Raw genomic sequence first — 20762 nt, forward strand, 5'->3', positions numbered from 1 at the left:
CCCGGACAGGAGATCGGTCCCCAGCATGCCGGATTCCGGTGATCCGATCCCGAAGACGATGCCCTACCTGCCGCAGCTCGACGGGGTGCGGGCGCTCGCCATCCTGATCGTGTTCGCGGCCCATTGCGGCTACGGCCACGTGGTGCCGGGCGGCTTCGGCGTGACCGTCTTCTTCTTCCTCAGCGGCTACCTGATCACCACGCTCCTGCGGATCGAGCGGGCGCGGACCGGGACGGTGTCGCTTCCCGCCTTCTACCTCCGGCGGAGCCTGCGCATCCTGCCGCCCATGTACCTGACCCTGCTCGCCTCCGGCGCGCTGTACGCGGCGGGGTGGCTCGACTGGATGCCGGTCGCGCCGGCGGCGGTCCTCGGGCAGGTGACCTTCCTGACGAACTATCCCGGCCTATTCGGCACCGAGGCGGTGCTGCCGGTGCCGCTCTGGAGCCTCGCCATCGAGGAGCATTTCTACCTCGTCTTCCCGCTGGTCTTCCTGCTCTGGCTCGGGCGCCTGCGGTCGCGCCGCGCGGCCCTGGCCTGCCTGGGGCTCTGCGCGGCCGTCCTGGCGATCCGGTACGTCAACGTCTGGCGGCTGCCGGATTACAGCCTGAACTACAGCTGGACCCACACCCGGATCGACGCGATCCTGTTCGGGTGCTGCCTCGGGCTGTGGAACAACCCGGTGGTCCCGGCCGACCGCGCGTGGCGCCCCGCGCCCTGGCACGTCGCGGCGAGCCTCGCGGTGATCCTCGGGACCCTGGCGGTCCGCGATCCCGCCTTCCGGGAGAGCCTGCGCTACACGCTCCAGAGCGCCGCCCTGTTCGTGCCCTTCGCGTACCTGCTGCACGGCGAGGGACCTCTGGTGCGGCTGCTGGCCAGCCGGCCGATGCGCCGGCTCGGGCTCTGGTCCTACAGCTTCTACCTCGCGCACATGACCGTGGTGGCCCTGGTGCTGCACCTGCGGCCCGGGCTGCACGGCGTCGGCCTGATGCTGGCGGCCTTCCCGGTGACCCTGCTGTGGTGCTGGGGGATGTACGGCCTCGTCGAGCGCCCCTGCGCGCGCCTCCGACGCCGGCTCCTGGCGGACCGGCCGCCGGAGCCGAGCCTGGGCGAGGACGGCCGCCGGGCCGGCGTCACGCCCGCCTGAGCTTGTCGCGGGCGGCCCGGTGATCCGGCGCTGCCTCGAAGGCCGCCTTCATCGCGTGCCACAGGGGCTTGCGCCGGAACTGCGCGTCGAGCGGCAGCGCCCGCTGCGGCAGGCCGTCGGGCCGCTTCCGGTAGGGGTGGTCGTTCAGCCACGTGTCCGGGTCGTAGACGTCCCAGGTCAGGACGTCGAGGCAGGCGGGCTCGTCCAGCACCACGTCGAGGTAGCGCCGGGCGTAGTCGGCCACCATCCGGTCGCGGGTCGCCACGTCGGACGGGAAGGCGCGGTCGTCGATGTCGAGCTCGGTGATCTCGATGCCGAGACCCATCTGGCCGATCTCCCGCAGGAAGCGCCGCAGCTGGCCCTGGTCGATCGGGATCGTGCTGGTGAGGTGCGACTGGAGCCCGAAGCGCCGGATCGGCACGCCCCGGGACCGCATCGCCTCCAGGCGGCGCAGGACCTTGGTGCGCTTGGCCTCCATCCAGGGCACGCCCTGCTCCACCGCGTCCTCGTTCCACGTGCCGGCGGCGGCCGGATCGGTCTCGTGCAGGATGCGGAAGGCGAGGTCGACGTAGCCGGGGCCGATGGAGGCGAGCCAGGGCGAGTCGCGCAGGCCGCCGCCTCGGTCGGGATCGGCCTCGTTGCCGAGGATCTCGTTGACCACGTCCCAGGCGACGATCTGGCCGCGGTAATGGCCCGCCACCGTCTCGATCCAGCGCCGCATGAAGTCCTCGGCCTGGACGGCGCTCGCCCGGCCGAGCAGCGGCCCGACCCAGGGCGGCAGCGCCGCGTGCCAGACGAGCGTGTGGCCGCGCATGCGCTGGCCGTTTCCCCTCGCGAAGCGCAGGATGGCGTCGCCGCGGGCGAAGTCGGTCTTGCCCGGCGCCGGCAGAACCTCCTCCATCTTCATCTCGGTGCCGCAGACGAGGATGCCGCATTCCCGCGCCACCGCCTGCCGGTAGGCGGGCGTCGCGTCGAAGCGGTGGAACGGCACCTCGCAGCCGTATGTCAGGCCCTTGGCGGCCGCGGCGGCCTGGAGGCTGTCGGCCGACCAGGACGGCCGGCCGAGGGGACCGAACCCCGCCGGGCCGGCCGCGCGCGCCGCGCCGGCGAGGCCGAGGGCGGCCGCGCCGGCGAGGATCGACCGGCGGTGCGGGAGAGGGGGCATCCGGGTGCTTCGTTCCGTGACGTGCCCGCCACCCTAGCAGAAGCCGCCGCGGCGGCGATCCGCTGGTTCTGCCGGGGCGGCGCGGGACCGCGGCGCGAACTCGCCTTCCGCCCGGGGCGCCCCATCTGATGGGCGCCCGTCAGCCGAGGATCCGTCATGAGCCAGCACCCCGCGATCAGTCCGGGCCGCAGCGCGGTCGTCACCGGGGCTGCGAGCGGCATCGGGCTCGCCGCCGCGCAGGCCTTCGCCCGGGCCGGCATGAACGTCTGGCTCGCCGACCTGCCGGGCCCGGCCCTGGACGCGGCCCGGGCCGCCGTCGCCGAACTCGCCGCCGTCGAGGTGCGCGCCGTGCCCACCGACGTGTCGGACCGGGGCGCCGTCGAGGCCCTGGCGACCGCCGTCGCCAAGGGCGGGCCGCCCGCCCTGGTGATGCTGAACGCCGGGATCGAGGCCGGCGGAAAACTGTTCTCCGACGCCGACACCTGGACGCGGATCCTGGGCACGAATCTCGGCGGCGTGGTCAACGGCATCCACGCCTTCGCGCCCGGCATGATCGAGGGCGGCAGGCCCGGGGCGATCGTCGTCACGGGTTCGAAGCAGGGCATCACCACCCCGCCGGGCAACGCGCCCTACAACGTCTCGAAGGCGGGCGTGAAGGCGGTCACCGAGGCGCTCGCCCACGAGCTGCGCAACCGGGAGGGCTGCCACACCACGGCCCACCTGCTGATCCCGGGCTTCGTCTACACGGGCCTCACGAAGGCCCGCGGCGTCGCCGAGAAGCCCGCCGGGGCCTGGACGCCCGACGAGACCGTGGCCTTCCTGCTGGAGCGGCTCGCCGCCGGCGATTTCTACATCCTCTGCCCGGACAACGAGACCACCCGCGCCCAGGACGCGAAGCGGATCGCCTGGGCGTCCGGCGACATCGTCGAGAACCGGCCCGCCCTGTCGCGCTGGCACCCGGACTACGCCGAGGCGTTCAAGCGGTACATGGCGGGGTGACCCGCGCGGCCTCGCGCTGCCCTGGGTCACTTCGCTCCGCTCGTGATGACGGAGTGTGTGAAGGCGGCCTGGGGCGCGCGATGAGCCAGACGACGCCGTCTTTGCGAGCGCAGCGAAGCAATCCAGGGATCCGCGACGCCGGATCCGTTCACGCGAGATCGGGATACAGGTCGTTCCAGTCCGGATTCATCGCCTCGATCAGGGCGAGCTTCTTCTTCCGTGAGCCCGCCTTGATCTGCTTCTCGCGGGTGATGGCCTCATTCATCGTCGGATAGCGCTCGTACCAGACGAGGCGTTCGCAAGCGTAGCGGCTCGTGAAACCGGGAAGCAGCGCCTCCCGGTGCTCGTAGACCCGCCTGGCGAGATTCGCGGTCACGCCCGTGTAGAGCGTGCCGTTGCGGCGGCTCGCCATGATGTAGACGGCCGGCTCGCGTATCGTGCTGTCCTTCGGCGCCGCCGCGCTGCGCTGGGTTGCTTCGCTGCGCTCGCAAGGACGGAGCGTGGCAGCGTGGACTTGCCCGGATCTGTCCCGGCCGCCCCCTGAACCGGACAGCGCTGGCCTGCGCCCCTCGTCTGGCGAAGCCCTTGCACACGGGCTAGGTCAGTGCGACGCAGCCGCCGCACGAGACCAGCGCACGACACCCGGGAGCCGCACTTGGCCACGATCATCCCCGTCGCTTCCTTCGACTGCGTCGTGTTCGGCGCCACCGGCGATCTGACCGCGCGCAAGCTCCTGCCGGCCCTGTTCTACCGATTCCGCGACGGCCAGATCCCCGAGACCAGCCGGATCATCGGCGCCTCGCGCTCGGAGCTGTCGCTCGACGCCTTCCGCGAGCACGCCCGCGACGCGCTCAAGCGCTTCGTGCCGGCGGCCGACCTGTCCGACGACATGCTCCACCGCTTCCTCGACCACGTCGACTACGTCGCGGTGGACGGGGCCGGCGACAGCGGCTGGACCGACCTCGTCGCCAAGCTCGACGAGCGGCCCGACCAGGTCCGGCCCTACTACCTCGCCACCTCGCCCGACCTCTACGGCTCGATCTGCCGCAACCTCGCCGCCCACGGGCTCGTGGGGGAGAAGTCCCGCGTCGTGCTGGAGAAGCCGATCGGCAAGGACCTGAAATCGGCCCGGGCGATCAACGACGCGGTCGGCGAGGTCTTCCCCGAATCGCAGATCTTCCGGATCGACCACTATCTCGGCAAGGAGACGGTCCAGAACCTGCTCTCGCTCCGCTTCGCCAACACGATCTTCGAGCGGCTCTGGACCTCCGACGTGATCGACCACGTCCAGATCACGGTCGCCGAGACGGTGGGGGTCGAGGGCCGGGCCGGCTACTACGACACGTCGGGCGCGATGCGCGACATGCTGCAGAACCACATCCTGCAGCTCCTCTGCCTCACCGCCATGGAGAGCCCGCTCAATCTCGAGGCGAACTCCGTCCGCGACGAGAAGCTCAAGGTGCTGCGTGCCCTGAAGCCGATCACCAGCCAGGACATCCCGCTGGTGACGGTGCGCGGCCAGTACGTGGCGGGCGCCGTCGACGGCAAACCGGTCGAGGGCTACCTCGCCGAGCTCGGCCACGAGAGCCGGACCGAGACCTTCGTGGCCATGAAGGTCGAGATCCAGTCCGGGCGCTGGGCCGGGGTGCCGTTCTACCTGCGCACCGGCAAGCGCCTGCCCCAGAAGCTCTCCGAGATCGTGGTGCAGTTCCGCGCCTCGCCGTTCTCGATCTTCCCCGAGGAGGCCTTCGGCCGCGAGCCCAACCGCCTCGTGATCCGCCTGCAGCCGCAGGAGGGCATGAAGCTCGAGGTGATGACCAAGGATCCGGGGCCCGGCGGCCTGCGGCTGCGCCCGACCGACCTCGACATCTCCTTCGAGGAGACCTTCAAGCAGCGCTACCCCGACGCCTACGAGCGCCTGCTGATGGACGTGGTCCGCGGCAACGCGACGCTGTTCATGCGCCGCGACGAGGTCGAGGCCGCCTGGGCCTGGGCTGACGGCGTGCTCAAGGCCTGGGCCGACCGGCCCGAGGCGCCGCGGCCCTACCCGGCCGGGAGCTGGGGCCCGACCGCCGCCATCGCGCTGATCGAGCGCGACGGCCGGACGTGGCACGAGGAATTGCGGTAACGACGCGCCGCGGCTCACGGCCAAGCTGCCTTGATACGGTCAAGCCGGATGTGAAATCTGTCGGCGCTGCCGGATACCGCCCCGCCAGAGGGTGGAGACGGCGCAGCACGAGGGATCATCACATGCTGGACCATCATCGGGACGCGGCCGTCCAGGCCGAGCGTCGCCTGGAGCGTTCGGTCGCCGCCGCCCTGCGCGTCATCGCGGCCGCCCACGACGAGCGGCAGGCGCCGCCGGTCACCGCGGCCCGCCGCCGCCTGAGCGAGGTCTACGGCGCCACCCGCCTGGCCCGGCGCCTGGAGCAGGAGCGCCGGACCGCCTGAGACACGCCGTCTTCGCGAGCGCGGCGAAGCGGCCCAGTGTCGCGCCACCTTCGGGGATGTCGCGCCGCCCCGGGTCGCTTCGCCACGCGCGCGATGACGGAGCCTACACGGCGGCGTCCCAGGTCTCGCTGAGGGGTGCCGTGCCGCGGACCAGCCGGGCGCGCAGGACGACGTCGCCCGGCGGCACCGGCTCCGGCGGGCGCCACTCGACGTAGATCCGCCAGCCTCCGGTCTGCGGCACGAAGTTGGCCACCGGATCGTGCAGCGTGCCGGCGCTGGCCGAGACCTCCGCGGCGACCGCGTCGTCGGGACCCTTCGGCAGGCCCGGACCCTCGAAGTCGATGACGCAGAGCCGCCGCCGCGGGTCGGGCGGGTTCGACGGGCGCAGGCGCTCCGCCGAGCCGAGTCGCGTCGACGTCACCCGGGCGAGGGCGGTCTCCGGGATCGCCGGCACGGGCTCGGCCCCCACCGTGGTCAGCCCGTAGCGGACGTGCAGCGGCGCGCCGGGCTGCGCCGGGGCCGCCGGCACGAAGGCCGCCACGATGTTGTCCATGTACTCCTCGCCCGACGGGATCTCGAAGAGCTGCACGGCGCCGTCCGCGAAGGCGCCCCCGGCGGAATCCGGCGCCACCCACAGGCCCGGCCGCGCCTCGTGGCGCGCCTCCACGTCGAGGTAGGCCGCGAAGCTCCGCTCCCGCTGCAGCAGCCCGAAGCCGGCGAGCGGCCGGGCCGCGAAGGCGGAGATCTGCGGCTGCGCCCGCCCGTTGACCAGGGGCCGCCAGATCCGGTCGATCCGCGCCGGGTCGGCCCCGGCCGCGACGCAGAGCCCGTCGGAATCGTGCACCTGCGGCCGGAAATCGTCGAACGGCTTGGCGCCCCGCGCCCCGGGCCCGTTCTGGCCGTACAGGAACATGCTGGTGAGGGGCGCCAGCCCAAGCTTCGGGAGCGCCCGGCGCGGGTGGAGCGCCGCGGTGACGGCGATCCGGGCCGGGTCGCCGGGCGCGATCTCGAACCGGTAGGCGCCGGCCACGCTCGGGCTGTCGAGGAGGGAGAGCACCGTGAGGGTGCGCGCCTCCGGCTCCGGCTCGCAGATCCAGTGGGCGACGAAGTCGGGGAATTCCTCGCCCTCCGGGGCGCCGGTGCCGATGGCGAGCCCCCGGGCCGAGAGCCCGTATTCCTGGTTCGCCGCCCGCAGGCGGAAGTAGGAGGCGCCCAGGAAGACGAGGAACTCCTCCTGAAAACCCTTCGGCCGCCAGGCGGGCGTGTCCGGGAAGGCGTAGTGCAGGCGGAAGCCCGCGAAGCCGAGATCCGCCGGGAAGCCCTGGCCGGCGAGCCGCGCGCCCAGGTCGAACAGCCCCGTGTCGTAGGGGATCGGCCGCGCGGGCCCCCGGAGCGGCTGGAGGTGGAGCGCCACGCGCCGGCGCTGCAGGAAGCCGCGGTGGAACAGCTGCGCGCTGAAATGCGCACCGAGCCGCAGGCCCGCGTCCGGCCGGAAGGTGATCGCGCGGTAGCCGTCGTAGTCGAGGGCGGCGAGCGCCGGCGGCAGGTCCTCGGGCGGCGGGGCGTAGGGCGCTGCGGCGCACTGCGCCGCCTGCGCCGACAGGCTCTCGAAGGTCATCGCGTCGCCCTGCGGCGGAAGCGCCGGCCCGGCCCACGTTCTGGACCCATTCAGATCCGTCGCGCTAGGTAGAACCGTGCCGGCAGCCGCGGCCAGGACTGTTCGAAGAACGCGGCGCCGGGAGGGGGGATTGATCCGTTCGGCTTCCGGCGGCCTGGGCTGCCGGGTCGGCTCCGTATCCTCACCCCGCACATCGGTATCCACGGTCATCGGTTCCCGGCCCCGCACGGCCGGGCGGCCGGCAGCCTTCCACGGTCGAGTTCCTCGCGCCATGTCGTCACGCGTCACCTCCTCCGCCGAGCGGTCGCACCGGAACGCGGCTCCCGCCATACCCGATCCGTCGGAGAACGCAGCCTGCCGCGAGGTCTGGACCGACGCGCCGCGCGGCGCCCTGCGCGCCCGCCGCCTCGCCCTGGCCGTCCCGAGCCTCGCCACCGCCGGCGGCCTCGTCTGGCTCGCCGCGCTCGCCTACCCGGCGGGTGTCAGCCCGCTGGCCTGGGCGGTCCTGGTGCTGTTCGGCCTCGTGATGGGCTGGCAGGCCTTCGTCGCCTGCCAGTACGTCTACGGGTTCGTCGCGGCCCTCCTGGGCGATCGGGCGAAGTCCGCGCTGGAGCGCCGCTCCGAGCAGGCGGGCGCCGTGCCGGCCGGGGCCGGACGCACCGCCGCCGTGGTGGCGATCCACGCCGAGGACGCGGTCGCTGTCTTCGCCCGCCTGCGGGTGATGGCCCGGTCGCTCGCCCGCGCCGAGGCGCGGGGCATCGACATCTTCGTCCTCTCCGACACACGGGACGGCGCGATCGCCGCCGTGGAGGAGCACGAGTACGCCCGCATCCAGGCCTGGGCGGCCTCCGACCCGGCTCTGCCGCGGATCCGCTACCGGCGCCGGACGGAGAATGTCGGCCGCAAGGCCGGCAATATCGGCGAGTTCTGCCGCACCTACGGCGGCGAGTACGCCTTCATGATCGTGCTGGACGCCGACAGCCTGATGACCGGCGCGGCCATGGGCCGGCTCGTCGGGCTGATGCAGGCGAGCCCGCGCACCGGCCTGATCCAGACCGTGTCGTACGCGGCCGGCCGGGACACGCTCTTCGCCCGCATCCAGCAATTCGCCGTCCGCCTCTACGCGCCGCTGGCCCTGCGCTGCCTGGAGACCTGGCAGGGCCCGGAGGGCAGCTACTGGGGCCACAACGCGATCCTGCGGGTCGAGGCCTTCGCGGAGAACGCGCAGCTCCCGAAGCTCCCGGGCCGGGAACCGCTCGGCGGCGAGATCCTGTGCCACGACATCGTCGAGGGCGCGCTGATGGTGCGCGCCGGCTGGGAGGTGCGGCTGCTGCCCGAGATGGGCGGCACCTGGGAGGAGATGCCCACCAACCTCGTCGACCTGCTCGGCCGCGAGCGCCGCTGGTGCCAGGGCAACCTCCAGCACCTGCGGGTGCTGCCCTGGGCGGGCCTTCACGGCGCGAGCCGCTGGCACCTCCTCGTCGGCATCCTCTCCTACGGGGTGCTGCCGCTCTGGATCGCCTTCCTGGGCCTCGCCGCGTGGCAGGCCGCCCGGACCGGCGATCTCGGCCTCCTGGCCTACGGTCTGACCGGGCAGGGCGCCGCCGCCCACGCGCTCGCCGCCCTCAGCGTCGCCGTCCTGGCCCTGCCGAAGCTCCTGAGCCTCGGCCACGTCCTCGCCTCCGCGGAGCGCCGGGCGGCCTTCGGCGGCGCGCGGGCGCTGCTCGCGAGCGCCGCCCTGGAGCAGGCGGTGTGGGTGGTCCTGTGGCCGGTCCTGACCCTGTTCACCGCCGGCGCCGTGGTCTCGACCTTCTTCGGCCGGGTGGTCCGCTGGGAGACGCAGGACCGGGACGACCGGCAGGTCTCCTGGGCGGAGGCGTTCCGGCTCCAGGCCGACGCCGTGGTGGTCGGCGCGCTGATGGTGCTCGCCCTGGTCCTCGTCGGGAACCCATGGCTCGCCCTCTGGCTGGCGCCGATCGCCCTGGCGCTGCTCACGAGCCCGGCTCAGAGCGTCTGGACCAGCCGGGCCGATCTCGGCCGCGCCGCCCGGGCGCGGGGCCTGTTCCTGAACGCCGACGACACCGCGCAGGCGCCGGAACTCGCCGAACTCGCCCAGCTGCGCGGCCTGCCCGCCGCGCCGGCCCCCCTCCGCCCGGCCGCGCGCGAGCCGGCGATCTGGCTCGCCGCCGACGAGGCCTGACAAGAGGCGCGAACGCGCGGATCCGCACCCGTCATCCCGGCCTGTAACGGCCAAGCTGCCACAGTGTTGCCATCGAGTCACGGGCGGGCGGAACCGCCCCGGCCGGGCGGTTTCAGGCTTGGATTTGAGGCGCGAGCGTTTACCCCTTGGCGAGGATCGGCACGGCATCGTGCCGCGGTCTTCGCCGCGTTCCCGCCATAGTCCGCGCCTGCCCCGAGAGGCTTTGATGCGTCGTTTTCTCCCCGCCCTGATCGGGCTTCTCGGCGCGGCCGCCTGCGCCGCGCCGGCACTGGCCTACGAGATCGACCCGCTGACCCGCCAGCCGCTGAACGACGCGCTCACCGTGCGCGTCCGCCCGCAGGCCGTCGAGACCGTCGCGGTGCCGGTGGCCAATGCCGCCCTGAACCCCGCCGACCCGCTGAGCGCCGACGCGGCGGTCCCGCAGATGTCGGCGATCCCGCGCGAGACGGTGGCGTATAACGGCCCCTACGGCGCCGGCACGATCGTCGTCTCCACTGCCGAGCGGCGGCTCTACTACGTTCTGGGCGGCGGCCAGGCCCTGCGCTACGGCGTCGGCGTCGGCCGGCCGGGCTTCACCTGGGGCGGCGTGCAGACCATCACGATGAAGCGCGAGTGGCCGGATTGGCGCCCGCCGGCGACCATGCTGAAGCGCCGGCCCGACCTGCCGCGCTACATGAAGGGCGGCCTCGAGAACCCGCTCGGCGCCCGCGCCATGTATCTCGGCGGCTCGATCTACCGCATTCACGGCTCCAACGAGCCGGAGACGATCGGCACGGCCGTCTCGTCGGGCTGCATCCGCATGACCAACGACGACGTGACGGACCTCTACACCCGCGCCAAGGTCGGCACGAAGGTCATCGTCCAGCGCTGATTCCTTTTCGGAGCTTCGACGAGGGGGCCGGCCGCGAGGTCGGCCCTTTTCGCGTTTCGTAGGGTTTCCGGTTGATGGCTTCGGCACGGCCGTCTTTGCGAGCGGAGCGAAGCAATCCAGCGGCGCCACGCCTGCAGAGGTCGCGCTGCCCTGGGTCACTTCGCTTCGCTCGTGATGACGGGAGAGGCTCATCAACCGAAGCGTTCAAACGGAAACCGGATCAGGGCAGGGTGACCAGCGCGTCGGGGCGCTTCACCTCGATCTCGATGAACGCGATCGGGTGGTCGGACCCGTTCATCACGTCGTGCCGGATGCCCGCGGGACGCATGTAGGATTGCCCGGCCGCGAGCGCCGTCTCGCTGACCGCCGCGCCGTCGTGGACGCGCAGGATCCCGTCCACCAGCATCACCACGAAGTAGGGCCAGCCGTGCTCGTGCCAGCCGGTCACGCCGCCGGGCGGGAAGTCCCAGCGCGTGATGCGCACGGCGGCGTCGTCCTGCTGGATCGTGGGCGTCGCGGGGATGGTGCAGGCGAAGGCCATGGCGGCTCCGAAGGTCGGGCTGACGGGTGCGTGGCTCGACGCCGCCGTCATCGCGAGCGCAGCGAAGCGACCCAGGGATGCGCGACGCCGAAAATCGTGGCGCCACTCTGGATTGCTTCGCTCCGCTCGCAAAGACGAGGCTCGGGGCGGGAGTGAGCGGGAGCGGCTGCCCTTAGTGGCAGCCGCACGAGCCCGACCCGCAGCCCCCGCCCTGCTTCACCGGGGCGGTGCGCGCGGTCTCGCGGTCCAGTCCGCGCTCGGCGAGCTCGCCGAGATAGGTGTTCCAGCGCGTCTCGTACTCGCGGCCCAGGGTGTGGAGGTAGCCCCAGCCGTAGATGCCGGTGTCGTGCATGTCGTCGAAGCCGAGCTTCACCGCGTAGTTGCCGACCGGCTCCACCGCCAGGATGGCCACGGCGCGCTTGCCGCCGATCACCTTCCGCTCCAGCGGCGAGTGGCCCTGCACCTCGGCCGAGGGGCTCGACACCCGCAGGTACTCGGCCGGCAGGGCGTAGCGGGCCCCATCCTCGAAGGCGACGTTGAGCACCCGCCGGTCGGCCGACAGGCGGATCTCGGTCGGCCACAGATCCTCGCTCACGGGTCACACTCCTCACGCAATCTGGGACTGCGGCGCGGGATCGGCTTGCCCGCGACCGCCGGTGGCATCATATGCCGGACGATGCTCGATGACAGCTCCCTGACGCCGCAGACGTCCGCGGTCGGCGCGCCCGCCAGGCCCGCGCCGCTGATCGACCCGTTTCAGCGGGCGATCTCGTACCTGCGCATCTCGGTGACGGATCGCTGCGACCTGCGCTGCGCCTACTGCATGTCCGAGCACATGGAGTTCCTGCCCAAGCGCGACCTGCTGACCCTGGAGGAGCTGGACCGGCTCTGCGGCGTGTTCATCGCCCGGGGCGTGCGCAAGCTCCGGATCACCGGCGGCGAGCCGCTCGTGCGCCGCGACATCATGCACCTGTTCCGCCGGCTCTCGCGCCACCTCGATTCGGGGGCGCTGGAGGAGCTGACGCTCACCACCAACGGCACGCAGCTCACGCGCTACGCCGACGAGCTGGCGAGCCTGGGCGTGCGCCGGATCAACGTCTCGCTCGACACCCTCGACCCGGACAAGTTCCGGGAGATTACCCGCCGCGGCGACCTCAAGGTGGTGCTCGACGGCATCGCGGCGGCCCGCGCCGCCGGGATGAAGGTGAAGATCAACGCGGTGGCGCTCCGCGACGTCAACGCCGACGAGATCCCCGGCATGATCGCCTGGGCGCACGGCCTCGGCATGGACATGACGCTGATCGAGGTGATGCCGCTCGGCGAGATCGACGCGGACCGGACCGACCAGTTCCTGCCCCTGTCGGTCGCCCGGCAGCGCCTGGAGACCCGCTACACCCTCACGCCGCTGCCCGACCGCACCGGCGGCCCGGCGCGCTACGTGCGGGTCGAGGAGACTGGCGGCAAGCTCGGCTTCATCACGCCGCTGACCCACAATTTCTGCGAGAGCTGCAACCGGGTCCGCCTGACCTGCACGGGCCAGCTCTACATGTGCCTCGGCCAGGAGGATTCGGCCGACCTGCGCGCGGTCCTGCGCGCCTCCCAGGACGACGCGGTGCTGGCCGCGGCGGTGGTGGAGGCGATCACCCGCAAGCCCAAGGGCCACGACTTCGTCATCGAGCGCCAGCGCCCGGCCGCCGTGCCGCGGCACATGAGCGTGACGGGGGGGTAACGCTTTCGTCTTTGCGAGCGCAGCGAAGCAACCCAGGGATGCGCTACGTCCGGAAAGGGCCCGCTGCCCTGGGTTGCTTCGCTCTCGCTCGCAAAGACGGCGTGCTCACATCTCCTCGTCGACGTAGCGGGCCTGCTGCCGCCCGCGCTGGCCGGATCCCCGCCGCGGCGCGCCCGCGCTGATCCCCGCCACCAGGTCGGCGATGTGGCGGAGCGTCTCCACGGAGAGCGCCTTCTCGCCCTCGCCGCGGCCCTGCGGGATCAGCGCCTTGGCGAAGCCGAGCTTCTGCGCCTCCTTCAGCCGCGACCCGGCCTGCGCCACGGGCCGGATCGCCCCCGACAGGCCGATCTCGCCGAAATAGACCGTCTCGGGCGGCAGCACGGCCCCCGACAGCGACGAGACCAGCGCTGCCGCCACCGCCAGATCCGCTGCCGGCTCGGTGATGCGCAAGCCTCCGGCAACATTCAAATAGACGTCGTGGCTGCCGAGCCGGATGCCGCCGTGGGCTTCCAGCACGGCGAGCACCATCGACAGCCGGTTCGGGTCCCAGCCGACCACGGCGCGCCGGGGCATGCCGAGCGACGAGGGCGCCACCAGCGCCTGGATCTCCACCAGCAGCGGCCGCGTGCCTTCCATGCCGGCGAAGACCGCGGTGCCCGCCGCCTGGTGGTCGCGGCCCGCCAGGAACAGGGCGGAGGGGTTCGGCACCTCGCTGAGGCCCGCGTCGGTCATCTCGAACACGCCGATCTCGTCGGTGGGGCCGAAGCGGTTCTTCACGGCGCGCAGGATGCGGAAATGGTGGCCCTGGTCGCCCTCGAAGGAGGCGACCGCGTCGACCATGTGCTCCACCACGCGGGGACCGGCGATCTGCCCGTCCTTGGTGACGTGGCCGACCAGGATCACCGCCGTGCCGGTGGTCTTGGCGAAGCGGATCAGCGCCTGCGCGGAGGAGCGCACCTGCGTGACCGTGCCGGGGGCCGATTCCACCGTCTCGGTCCACATGGTCTGGATCGAGTCGATGATCGCGAGCGCGGGTGGGCGCCCCTGGCTCAGGGTCTCGACGATGTCCTCGACGTTGGTCTCGGCGGCGAGCTGGACCGGGCGCGCGCTCAGGCCCAGCCGCTCGGCCCGCAGGCGCACCTGCCCGACCGCCTCCTCGCCCGAGATGTAGGCGACCCGCTCGCCCGTGCCCGCCATGGCGGCCGAGGCCTGCATCAGCAGGGTCGACTTGCCGATGCCGGGATCGCCGCCGAGCAGGATCACCGAGCCGCGCACGAAGCCGCCCCCGGTCACCCGGTCGAGCTCGCCGATTCCCGAGGGAATGCGCGGCGCCTCCTTGGCCTCGCCGGTCAGGCCCTCCAGGGGGAAGACCCGGCCGCGGTTGCGCGACGGCCGGGTCGCCGCCGGCCCGGACTGGCCGGGCGCCGAGGGCGCCTCCTCGACGATCGTGTTCCAGCCGTTGCAGGCCTCGCAGCGGCCGCGCCAGCGATTGTAGACCGCCCCGCAGGACTGGCAGACGAAGGTCTGGTGGATCTTGGCCATACGGGTCCGGGCGCCGGCGATCCGGCGTGTCAGGGTGGAGTCGCGTCAGCCTACATAAGTTCGAACATACCGAGAACCCAGCCTGGTCAGGATCTCGTACCCGATCGTGCCGGCGGCGCGGCCGACCGCGTCGATGTCGAGGCTGTCGCCGATCAGCACCGCCTCCGCGCCGCGCCGGGCCGCGGGTGCCGCCGTGACGTCGAGGATGATTAGGTCCATGGAGACGAGGCCCAGGATCGGGCACGGGACGCCGCCGACCAGCGCGTGGCCGCGGCCACTGATCGCCCGGGGGAAGCCGTCGGCGTAGCCGAGCGAGAGCGTCGCCAGCCGGCTCGGCGCGGCGGCGGTCCAGCGGCCGTTATAGCCCGCGGTGGCGCCGGCCGCGACGCCGCGCACCTGCGCGATCGCCGCCTCCAGCCGCACCACCGGGCGCATCAGGTTCGCGGCGCCCGGCGTCGGGTTGCCGCCGAACAGGGCGTAGCCCGGCCGCAGCAGGTCGTGCCGGGCCCCGTCGAGGAAGATTCCCGACGAGTTCGCCAGCGAGGCCCGGAGCCCGGGATAGGCCGCCCGGACCCGCGCGAAATCGGCGATCTGCCGGGCGTTGACCGGGTCCTCCGGCTTCTCGGCGCTGACGAAGTGGCTGAGGAGCAGGTCGATCCCGGCGGCCGCGATCCGCGCGTCCCCGGCGAGGTCCAGCGCCTCGGGCACCGACAGGCCGAGCCGGTTCATGCCGGTATCGACGTGGAGCGCCGCGGGCGGCCGGTTCCCCGGGAACGCCGCCCAGTCCGACAGCTCCTCGACGCTGCCGAGCACCGGGCGCAGACCGTGGGCCACGAAGGCCGCCGCGGCGCCCGGGGGCAGACCGTTCAGGACGTAGATCGCGGCGTCCGGCAGGGCGGCCCGGGCGGCGACGCCTTCGGACAGGTGCGCGACGAAGAAGGTCCGGCATCCGGCGGCCCACAGGGCCGGCCCGACGCGGCCGACGCCGCAGCCGTAGGCGTCGGCCTTCACCACGGCGGCGCAGTCGGCGCCCGCGCCGCGGGCCGCCAGGATCCGCCAGTTGGCCGCGATCGCCCCGAGGTCGATCGTCAGCCGGGCGCCGTGGGCGCCGATCTCCGTCACAGGTCCGGCCTCGGACACGCGGAACGCCTCCATCCATTCGCCACCGGGAGTCCGGACGCGCGGACCGGACCCCGGGCGCGACCCATAGCACCGGGACGGTGCCCGGGTGGAGCCGGGCATTCCCCGCGGCGGCTCGCGCCACGGTGATCGGCGCGTCTGATGCACGGACGGCACAGGCGCGCGATCAGGCGGGCGCGCCAGGGTGACGGCCGAGGTCGGGCTTGGTATAAATCCGCCGCGGTCCGGGGGAGCCGCACGGCCGACGCGCTATCCCCGCGGGTACCAAAAAGCTCAACGATGCCGTTTACCGTCCTGGATCTCGCCGTGCTCGGCATCGTCGCGGTCTCCGCGCTGCTCGCGGCCGTGCGTGGTGTGACCCGCGAGGTCCTGGCGATCGTCGCCTGGGTGGCGGCCGCCGCGGTCGCGTGGACGCTCCACCCCATGCTGCTGCCCACCGTGAAGCAGCACGTGAACAGCGACACCGTGGCGCTCGTCGCCTCGATCGCGGCGATCTTCCTCGGCACCCTGATCGTCGTGTCGATCATCACGGTGAAGATCTCCGACGTCGTGCTCGACTCGCGGATCGGCGCAGTCGACCGCTCCCTCGGCTTCCTGTTCGGCGCGGCCCGCGGCTTCCTGATCTGCGTGATCGGCTGGGTGTTCCTGTCGTGGCTGGTGCAGGGCAAGGTGCCGGACTGGGCCGCCCAGGCCCGCACGCGCCCGATGCTGGAGAAGTCCGGCGACGCCCTGGTGGCGCAGCTGCCCGAGAATCCGGAAGGCTTCCTCAAGCAGTTCAAGAAGCCGAAGACCGGCGCGCCGCCGAGCGATTCCGCCGACGCCCCGGCCGAGACCGACGCGGCGCCGCAGCGCCGGACCGAGACCGCGCCGACCCCGACGCGACGCTGATCTGCGGTATTCGCCGTAGGTCTCGTCGCGCGGAACGCCTAGATAGCGGTTCCGGTGGTGTACGGATTGCTTCCGCGACGACCGGCGCGCCGGCCCGTCGCCGCCGGGATCTGTGAGTGATCGACAGCCCCATGTCACACGCCGCCGCCACCACCGACACCTTCGATCTCGATCTCGACGGCGACACGCTCCGCGAGGAGTGCGGCGTCTTCGGCATCTTCGGCCATCCGGACGCCTCGGCGATCGTCGCGCTGGGCCTGCACGCCCTGCAGCACCGGGGCCAGGAGGCGGCCGGCATCGTCTCCTTCGACGGCTCGGTGTTCCACTCCGAGCGCCGCCCCGGCCTCGTCGGCGATTCCTTCTCGGACGGGGACACGATCGCCCGCCTCAAGGGCCGCGCCGCCATCGGGCACGTGCGCTACTCGACCACTGGCGGCACGATCCTGCGCAACGTCCAGCCGCTCTTCGCCGAGCTCGCCAGCGGCGGCCTCGCGGTCGCCCACAACGGCAACCTCACCAACGCCCTGTCGATCCGCCGCGACCTCGTGCGCGAAGGCGCGATCACGCAGTCGACCTCCGACACCGAGGTGATCCTGCACCTCGCGGCCCGCTCGCGGAAGCCGCGGATCATCGAGCGGTTCATCGACGCCCTGCAGGCGATCCAGGGCGCCTACGCGATCGTGGCGCTCACCAACAAGAAGCTGATCGGCGCGCGCGACCCGCTGGGCATCCGCCCGCTGGTGCTGGGCGAACTCGACGGCCGCTACATGCTGGCCTCCGAGACCTGCGCGCTCGACATCATCGGCGCCCGGTTCGTGCGCGACATCGAGAACGGCGAGATCGTGGTGATCTCCGAGGAGGGGATCGAGTCGATCCGCTTCGCCGACGCCGTGCCGATGCGGCCCTGCATCTTCGAGTACATCTACTTCGCCCGGCCGGACTCGGTGGTGAACGGCAAGAGCGTCTACGCGGTGCGCAAGGCGATCGGCCGGGAGCTGGCCCGCGAGGCCGCGGCGCCCGCCGACATCGTCGTGCCGGTGCCGGATTCCGGCGTGCCGGCGGCGCTCGGCTTCTCGCAGGAGACCGGGATCCCGTTCGAGATGGGCATCATCCGCAACCACTATGTCGGCCGGACCTTCATCCAGCCGACCCAGTCGGTGCGCGAGCTCGGCGTCCGGATGAAGCACTCGGCCAACCGCGCGGCGATCGAGGGCAAGAGTATCGTCCTCGTGGACGACAGCCTCGTGCGCGGCACGACATCGGTGAAGATCGTCCGGATGATGCGCGAGGCCGGCGCCGCGGAGGTGCATTTCCGGATCGCCTCGCCGCCGATCACCTATCCGGACTTCTACGGGATCGACACGCCCGAGCGGGAGAAGCTGCTCGCCGCGACCCACGATCTCGAGGCGATGCGCAAGTATATCGGCGCCGATTCGCTGGCCTTCCTGTCGATCCCCGGCCTCTACCGGGCGATGGGCGAGGAGGCGCGGAACGCGGCCTGCCCGCAATACACCGACCACTGCTTCACGGGCGACTACCCGACGGGCCTGACCGACCTGTCCATCGCCGGCCCGAAGCGCTTCGCCATGCTGGCCGAGGCCGACTGAGCCTCTCCGGAAGGGCGCGACCGGCAAAGCAGAGACACGGCTTCGGCACAGCCGTCTTTGCGAGCGGAGCGAAGCAATCCAGGGTAGCGCAACATCGGTGAGCATGGCGCCGCCTGGATTGCTTCGCTGCGCTCGCAAAGACGCGGGTCGGGGCCATCGACCGAAAGTGGTCGAAAGGGCCCGGTTACTGGCCATTTGAAACCGGACTCCTCGACCCTTGGCGCGGGAATGCGCTACGTGCTCCCCATGGCTGACTCCCAAAGACCCCTAGAAGGCCGCGTCGCGGTCGTCACCGGCGCGTCCCGCGGCATCGGGCGCGCCGCCGCCCTGGCGCTGGCCGGGGCCGGCGCGCACGTCATCGCGGTGGCCCGCACCGTGGGCGCCCTGGAGGAGCTCGACGACGCGATCCGCGCCGCCGGCTCCAGCGCCACCCTGGTGCCGTTCGACCTCGCCGACTACGACGCGATCGACCGCCTCGGCGCGGCGATCAACGAGCGCTGGAAGCGCCTCGACATCCTGGTCGCCAATGCCGGCATCCTCGGCGCGCTCATGCCGATCGGCCACATCACCCCGAAGATCTGGGGGCAGGTGATGGACGTGAACGTCACCGCCAACTGGCGCCTGATCCGCTCCCTGGACCCGCTGCTGCGCATGTCGGACGCCGGCCGGGCGATCTTCGTCTCGTCGGGGGCCGCCGCGAAGTGCCGGCCCTACTGGGGGCCCTACTCGGTCTCGAAGGCGGCGCTGGAGGCCCTGGTGCGGACCTACGCGGCCGAGAACGAGAGCGCGGCGATCCGGGCCATGCTGCTCAATCCCGGCCCCCTGCGGACCGGCATGCGCCGCTCGGCCATGCCCGGCGAGGACCCCGAGACCCTCCGGACGCCCGAGGAGCTCGCGCCCCATTTCGTAAGGCTCGCGTCCCCGGACTGGACCGAGACCGGCAAGCTCTACGATTTCCCCACCGACCGGGTGCTGAGTTTCCGCGCACCCGAGTGAGCTCCTGCGCTGTTATTCGAACGCACATCCCACCGCCTGCCTCACCCTGAGGTGCCGGAGCGAAGCGGAGGCCTCGCGAGAACGGCCCGGAGGTCGCGCGATCCCTGGAGCCCTCCTTCGCGGTCCGCTCGCCCGGGCACCTCGGGATGAGGGGTTGTATGGGACGGGCCTGATCTTCCTCTCTGAGTTCATCACGATGATCGACGTCCGCTGCATCTGCGCGATCGGCCTGCGGGGCCAGCTCGGCCTCAACGGCCACCTGCCCTGGGAGGGCAACACCGACCCGCTCTTCGTGGAGGACGTCACGCGCTTCTTCGCGCTGACCATGGGCCACGTGCTGATCGCCGGGCCGAAGACGGTGGCCTCGGTGCCCGAATTCGCCTTCAAGGACCGCACCATCGACGTGATCCGCAGCCACGAGGATCCGGAGGCGGTGCTCAAGCGCTATCCCGGGCGGCGAATCTTCGTCGGCGGCGGGATCGCGGTGTGGAACGTCTACGCGCGGTACATCCAGAACTGGGACATCACGCGCCTGCCCTACGACGGCGAGGCCGACCGCTGGTTCGACCCCGCCTGGCTGGTCGGCGGGCCGCTGCGGACGCCCTGAGCGGCACCTTCGTCCCCGCCGGCGCGTTGGCGCGCACGCGTCGCGTTTTCCGGAGACCACGATGAGCGCCCCGAGCTACCGCTTCGGCATCGAGGAGGAGTACTTCCTGGCCGATGCCGAGACCCGGGGGACGCCGCGGGGCGACCTCGCCGCCTTCCACGCGCGGGTCAAGGCGGAGCTGCCCGAGACGGGCCGCGAGCTGGTCGCCGCGCAGGTCGAGGTCTGCACGCCGCCGCTCACCGACGCGGCGGCCGCCCGCGACAACCTCGGCGGCCAGCGGGCACAGCTCGCGGGGATCGCGGCCGAGAACGGCCTCCGGCTGCTGGCCTGCGGCACGCATCCCCTCGCGCGCTGGTCGCGCCAGACCGCCACCGACGGCGCGCGCTACAAGGGTATCCTGTCGGATGTCGGCATCGCGGCCCGGCGGGCCCTGATCTGCGGCATGCACGTCCACGTCGAGGTTCCGGACCCCGACGCCCGGGTCGACCTGATGAACCGGCTGCTGCCGTTCCAGCCGCTGCTGCTCGCGCTGTCGGCCTCCTCGCCGTTCTGGCAGGGCGAGGCGACGGGCCTGCGGGCCTACCGGCTCAGCGTCTTCGGGGAATTGCCGCGCACGGGCCTGCCGGAACTGTTCGCCGACGCCGCCGCCCACGCGCGGTTCGTCGCCATCATGACCCGGTCGGGCGCCATCGCGGACGCGAGCTTCCTGTGGTGGTCGCTGCGGCCCTCCATCAAGTTCCCGACCCTGGAACTGCGCATCGCCGACGCCTGCACGCGCCTCGACGATTCGCTCTGCATCGCCGCGCTGTTCCGCTGCCTCGTGCGCCTGTGCGCGCGCCGGCCGGACCTCCATGCCGGGCTCGACGGCGTCTCGCGGGCGCTGGCCTCGGAGAACCTCTGGCGCGCCCAGCACAGCGGCGTCGCCGCGTCCCTGATCGACGAGGCGCGCGGCGAGGCCGTGCCGTTCGCCGAGGCGCTGGAGGCGGTGCTCACGCTGGTGGCCGAGGACGCGGACGCCCTCGGCTGCGCGGCGGACGTGGCCCGCGCGCGGGCGATCGTGGCCGAGGGGACCAGCGCGGACGGGCAGATCGCGGCCTACGAGGCCGCGCTCGCCGCGGATCAGGACGAGCGCGCCGCGCTGGCGGCCGCGGTGGACTGGATCGCCGACGCGGCGCGCTGAGCACTGCCGCATCCGCGCCGTCATCACGAGCGCAGCGACGTGACCCAGGGTTGCGCGACGTCG

Annotated in this window: 19 protein-coding genes; 12 read left to right on the plus strand and 7 right to left on the minus strand. The window is 72.5% G+C overall.

The window, feature by feature from the left end; genetic code table 11:
* The first annotated feature begins 25 nt into the window (after positions 1-25).
* Positions 26-1144: an acyltransferase family protein gene (locus ACLBYG_RS19970; RefSeq protein WP_447682566.1), complete on the plus strand. Its 1119-nt coding sequence runs from the start codon at positions 26-28 to the stop codon at positions 1142-1144.
* On the opposite strand, the gene ACLBYG_RS19975 is transcribed toward ACLBYG_RS19970, so the two are convergent.
* Positions 1131-2309, minus strand: a complete 1179-nt coding sequence (locus tag ACLBYG_RS19975; protein ID WP_447682567.1) for an endo-1,4-beta-xylanase — start codon at positions 2307-2309, stop codon at positions 1131-1133. The two genes, ACLBYG_RS19970 and ACLBYG_RS19975, sit on opposite strands and share 14 nt — an antisense overlap.
* Positions 2310-2465: 156 nt before the next feature.
* Between ACLBYG_RS19975 and ACLBYG_RS19980 the strand changes: the two genes are divergently transcribed.
* Positions 2466-3308, plus strand: coding sequence for an SDR family NAD(P)-dependent oxidoreductase (locus tag ACLBYG_RS19980; protein ID WP_091979990.1), 843 nt, complete (start codon positions 2466-2468; stop codon positions 3306-3308).
* Positions 3309-3456: 148 nt separating this feature from the next.
* On the opposite strand, the gene ACLBYG_RS19985 is transcribed toward ACLBYG_RS19980, so the two are convergent.
* Positions 3457-3744 carry a GIY-YIG nuclease family protein gene (locus tag ACLBYG_RS19985; protein WP_447682601.1) on the minus strand — a complete coding sequence of 96 codons (288 nt, stop codon included), beginning with the start codon at positions 3742-3744 and terminating at the stop codon, positions 3457-3459.
* A 219-nt stretch (positions 3745-3963) separates the two neighbouring features.
* Here ACLBYG_RS19985 and zwf point away from each other — a divergent pair, with 219 nt between their 5' ends.
* The gene (zwf, locus tag ACLBYG_RS19990) at positions 3964-5436 is read left to right on the plus strand and encodes a glucose-6-phosphate dehydrogenase (RefSeq protein ID WP_020093813.1); all 1473 of its coding nucleotides are present in this window, start codon (positions 3964-3966) and stop codon (positions 5434-5436) included.
* A gap of 122 nt (positions 5437-5558) precedes the next feature.
* The gene (locus ACLBYG_RS19995) at positions 5559-5759 is read left to right on the plus strand and encodes a hypothetical protein (RefSeq protein WP_056523710.1); all 201 of its coding nucleotides are present in this window, start codon (positions 5559-5561) and stop codon (positions 5757-5759) included.
* A 103-nt stretch (positions 5760-5862) separates the two neighbouring features.
* Here the strand turns inward: ACLBYG_RS19995 and ACLBYG_RS20000 are convergent, their stop codons facing one another.
* Complete coding sequence (locus ACLBYG_RS20000; protein ID WP_447682568.1) at positions 5863-7377, minus strand: glucan biosynthesis protein; 1515 nt, start codon at positions 7375-7377, stop codon at positions 5863-5865.
* Between the two features lie 271 nt (positions 7378-7648).
* Here ACLBYG_RS20000 and mdoH point away from each other — a divergent pair, with 271 nt between their 5' ends.
* Both mdoH and ACLBYG_RS20010 read left to right on the plus strand, forming a co-directional pair.
* Positions 7649-9577 (plus strand): glucans biosynthesis glucosyltransferase MdoH, encoded by a 1929-nt coding sequence (mdoH, locus tag ACLBYG_RS20005; protein ID WP_447682569.1) that lies wholly within the window; start codon positions 7649-7651, stop codon positions 9575-9577.
* A gap of 226 nt (positions 9578-9803) precedes the next feature.
* Positions 9804-10469 (plus strand): L,D-transpeptidase, encoded by a 666-nt coding sequence (locus ACLBYG_RS20010; protein ID WP_447682570.1) that lies wholly within the window; start codon positions 9804-9806, stop codon positions 10467-10469.
* Positions 10470-10689: 220 nt separating this feature from the next.
* On the opposite strand, the gene ACLBYG_RS20015 is transcribed toward ACLBYG_RS20010, so the two are convergent.
* A complete protein-coding gene (locus ACLBYG_RS20015; RefSeq protein ID WP_091980002.1) occupies positions 10690-11010 on the minus strand; it encodes a cupin domain-containing protein in 321 nt (106 codons plus the stop codon).
* A 172-nt stretch (positions 11011-11182) separates the two neighbouring features.
* Positions 11183-11605: a gamma-butyrobetaine hydroxylase-like domain-containing protein gene (locus ACLBYG_RS20020; protein ID WP_056523722.1), complete on the minus strand. Its 423-nt coding sequence runs from the start codon at positions 11603-11605 to the stop codon at positions 11183-11185.
* An 81-nt stretch (positions 11606-11686) separates the two neighbouring features.
* Between ACLBYG_RS20020 and moaA the strand changes: the two genes are divergently transcribed.
* The gene (gene moaA / locus ACLBYG_RS20025; RefSeq protein ID WP_447682571.1) at positions 11687-12739 is read left to right on the plus strand and encodes a GTP 3',8-cyclase MoaA; all 1053 of its coding nucleotides are present in this window, start codon (positions 11687-11689) and stop codon (positions 12737-12739) included.
* A gap of 105 nt (positions 12740-12844) precedes the next feature.
* Here the strand turns inward: moaA and radA are convergent, their stop codons facing one another.
* Positions 12845-14281, minus strand: coding sequence for a DNA repair protein RadA (gene radA, locus ACLBYG_RS20030; RefSeq protein WP_447682572.1), 1437 nt, complete (start codon positions 14279-14281; stop codon positions 12845-12847).
* 45 nt (positions 14282-14326) lie between these two features.
* Entirely contained in the window at positions 14327-15436 is a 1110-nt protein-coding gene (alr, locus tag ACLBYG_RS20035; RefSeq protein WP_447682573.1) for an alanine racemase, read from the minus strand.
* Positions 15437-15700: 264 nt separating this feature from the next.
* On the opposite strand from alr, the gene ACLBYG_RS20040 reads away from it, so the two are divergent.
* The 5 genes from ACLBYG_RS20040 to ACLBYG_RS20060 all read left to right on the plus strand — a co-directional run bounded on the left by ACLBYG_RS20040 (position 15701) and on the right by ACLBYG_RS20060 (position 20699).
* A complete protein-coding gene (locus ACLBYG_RS20040) occupies positions 15701-16309 on the plus strand; it encodes a CvpA family protein (RefSeq protein ID WP_056523728.1) in 609 nt (202 codons plus the stop codon).
* Positions 16310-16440: 131 nt separating this feature from the next.
* Positions 16441-17916: an amidophosphoribosyltransferase gene (gene purF / locus ACLBYG_RS20045; protein ID WP_447682574.1), complete on the plus strand. Its 1476-nt coding sequence runs from the start codon at positions 16441-16443 to the stop codon at positions 17914-17916.
* Positions 17917-18162: 246 nt separating this feature from the next.
* Positions 18163-18912 carry an SDR family NAD(P)-dependent oxidoreductase gene (locus ACLBYG_RS20050; protein ID WP_447682575.1) on the plus strand — a complete coding sequence of 250 codons (750 nt, stop codon included), beginning with the start codon at positions 18163-18165 and terminating at the stop codon, positions 18910-18912.
* A gap of 196 nt (positions 18913-19108) precedes the next feature.
* Positions 19109-19519: a dihydrofolate reductase gene (locus ACLBYG_RS20055; RefSeq protein ID WP_012320823.1), complete on the plus strand. Its 411-nt coding sequence runs from the start codon at positions 19109-19111 to the stop codon at positions 19517-19519.
* 61 nt (positions 19520-19580) lie between these two features.
* Complete coding sequence (locus ACLBYG_RS20060; RefSeq protein WP_447682576.1) at positions 19581-20699, plus strand: carboxylate-amine ligase; 1119 nt, start codon at positions 19581-19583, stop codon at positions 20697-20699.
* The last annotated feature ends 63 nt before the right edge of the window (positions 20700-20762 follow it).

This window comes from Methylobacterium sp. D53M (genome assembly GCF_053345625.1).

Bases quoted from the DNA above. Each gene is read 5' to 3' on its own strand.
- ACLBYG_RS19970 (WP_447682566.1), top strand. From the start codon at position 26: ATGCCGGATTCCGGTGATCCGATCCCGAAGACGATGCCCTACCTGCCG.
- ACLBYG_RS19975 (WP_447682567.1), bottom strand. From the start codon at position 2,309: ATGCCCCCTCTCCCGCACCGCCGGTCGATCCTCGCCGGCGCGGCCGCC.
- ACLBYG_RS19980 (WP_091979990.1), top strand. From the start codon at position 2,466: ATGAGCCAGCACCCCGCGATCAGTCCGGGCCGCAGCGCGGTCGTCACC.
- ACLBYG_RS19995 (WP_056523710.1), top strand. From the start codon at position 5,559: ATGCTGGACCATCATCGGGACGCGGCCGTCCAGGCCGAGCGTCGCCTG.
- ACLBYG_RS20000 (WP_447682568.1), bottom strand. From the start codon at position 7,377: ATGACCTTCGAGAGCCTGTCGGCGCAGGCGGCGCAGTGCGCCGCAGCG.
- mdoH (WP_447682569.1), top strand. From the start codon at position 7,649: ATGTCGTCACGCGTCACCTCCTCCGCCGAGCGGTCGCACCGGAACGCG.
- ACLBYG_RS20010 (WP_447682570.1), top strand. From the start codon at position 9,804: ATGCGTCGTTTTCTCCCCGCCCTGATCGGGCTTCTCGGCGCGGCCGCC.
- ACLBYG_RS20015 (WP_091980002.1), bottom strand. From the start codon at position 11,010: ATGGCCTTCGCCTGCACCATCCCCGCGACGCCCACGATCCAGCAGGAC.
- moaA (WP_447682571.1), top strand. From the start codon at position 11,687: ATGCTCGATGACAGCTCCCTGACGCCGCAGACGTCCGCGGTCGGCGCG.
- radA (WP_447682572.1), bottom strand. From the start codon at position 14,281: ATGGCCAAGATCCACCAGACCTTCGTCTGCCAGTCCTGCGGGGCGGTC.
- alr (WP_447682573.1), bottom strand. From the start codon at position 15,436: ATGGAGGCGTTCCGCGTGTCCGAGGCCGGACCTGTGACGGAGATCGGC.
- ACLBYG_RS20040 (WP_056523728.1), top strand. From the start codon at position 15,701: ATGCCGTTTACCGTCCTGGATCTCGCCGTGCTCGGCATCGTCGCGGTC.
- purF (WP_447682574.1), top strand. From the start codon at position 16,441: ATGTCACACGCCGCCGCCACCACCGACACCTTCGATCTCGATCTCGAC.
- ACLBYG_RS20050 (WP_447682575.1), top strand. From the start codon at position 18,163: ATGGCTGACTCCCAAAGACCCCTAGAAGGCCGCGTCGCGGTCGTCACC.
- ACLBYG_RS20055 (WP_012320823.1), top strand. From the start codon at position 19,109: ATGATCGACGTCCGCTGCATCTGCGCGATCGGCCTGCGGGGCCAGCTC.
- ACLBYG_RS20060 (WP_447682576.1), top strand. From the start codon at position 19,581: ATGAGCGCCCCGAGCTACCGCTTCGGCATCGAGGAGGAGTACTTCCTG.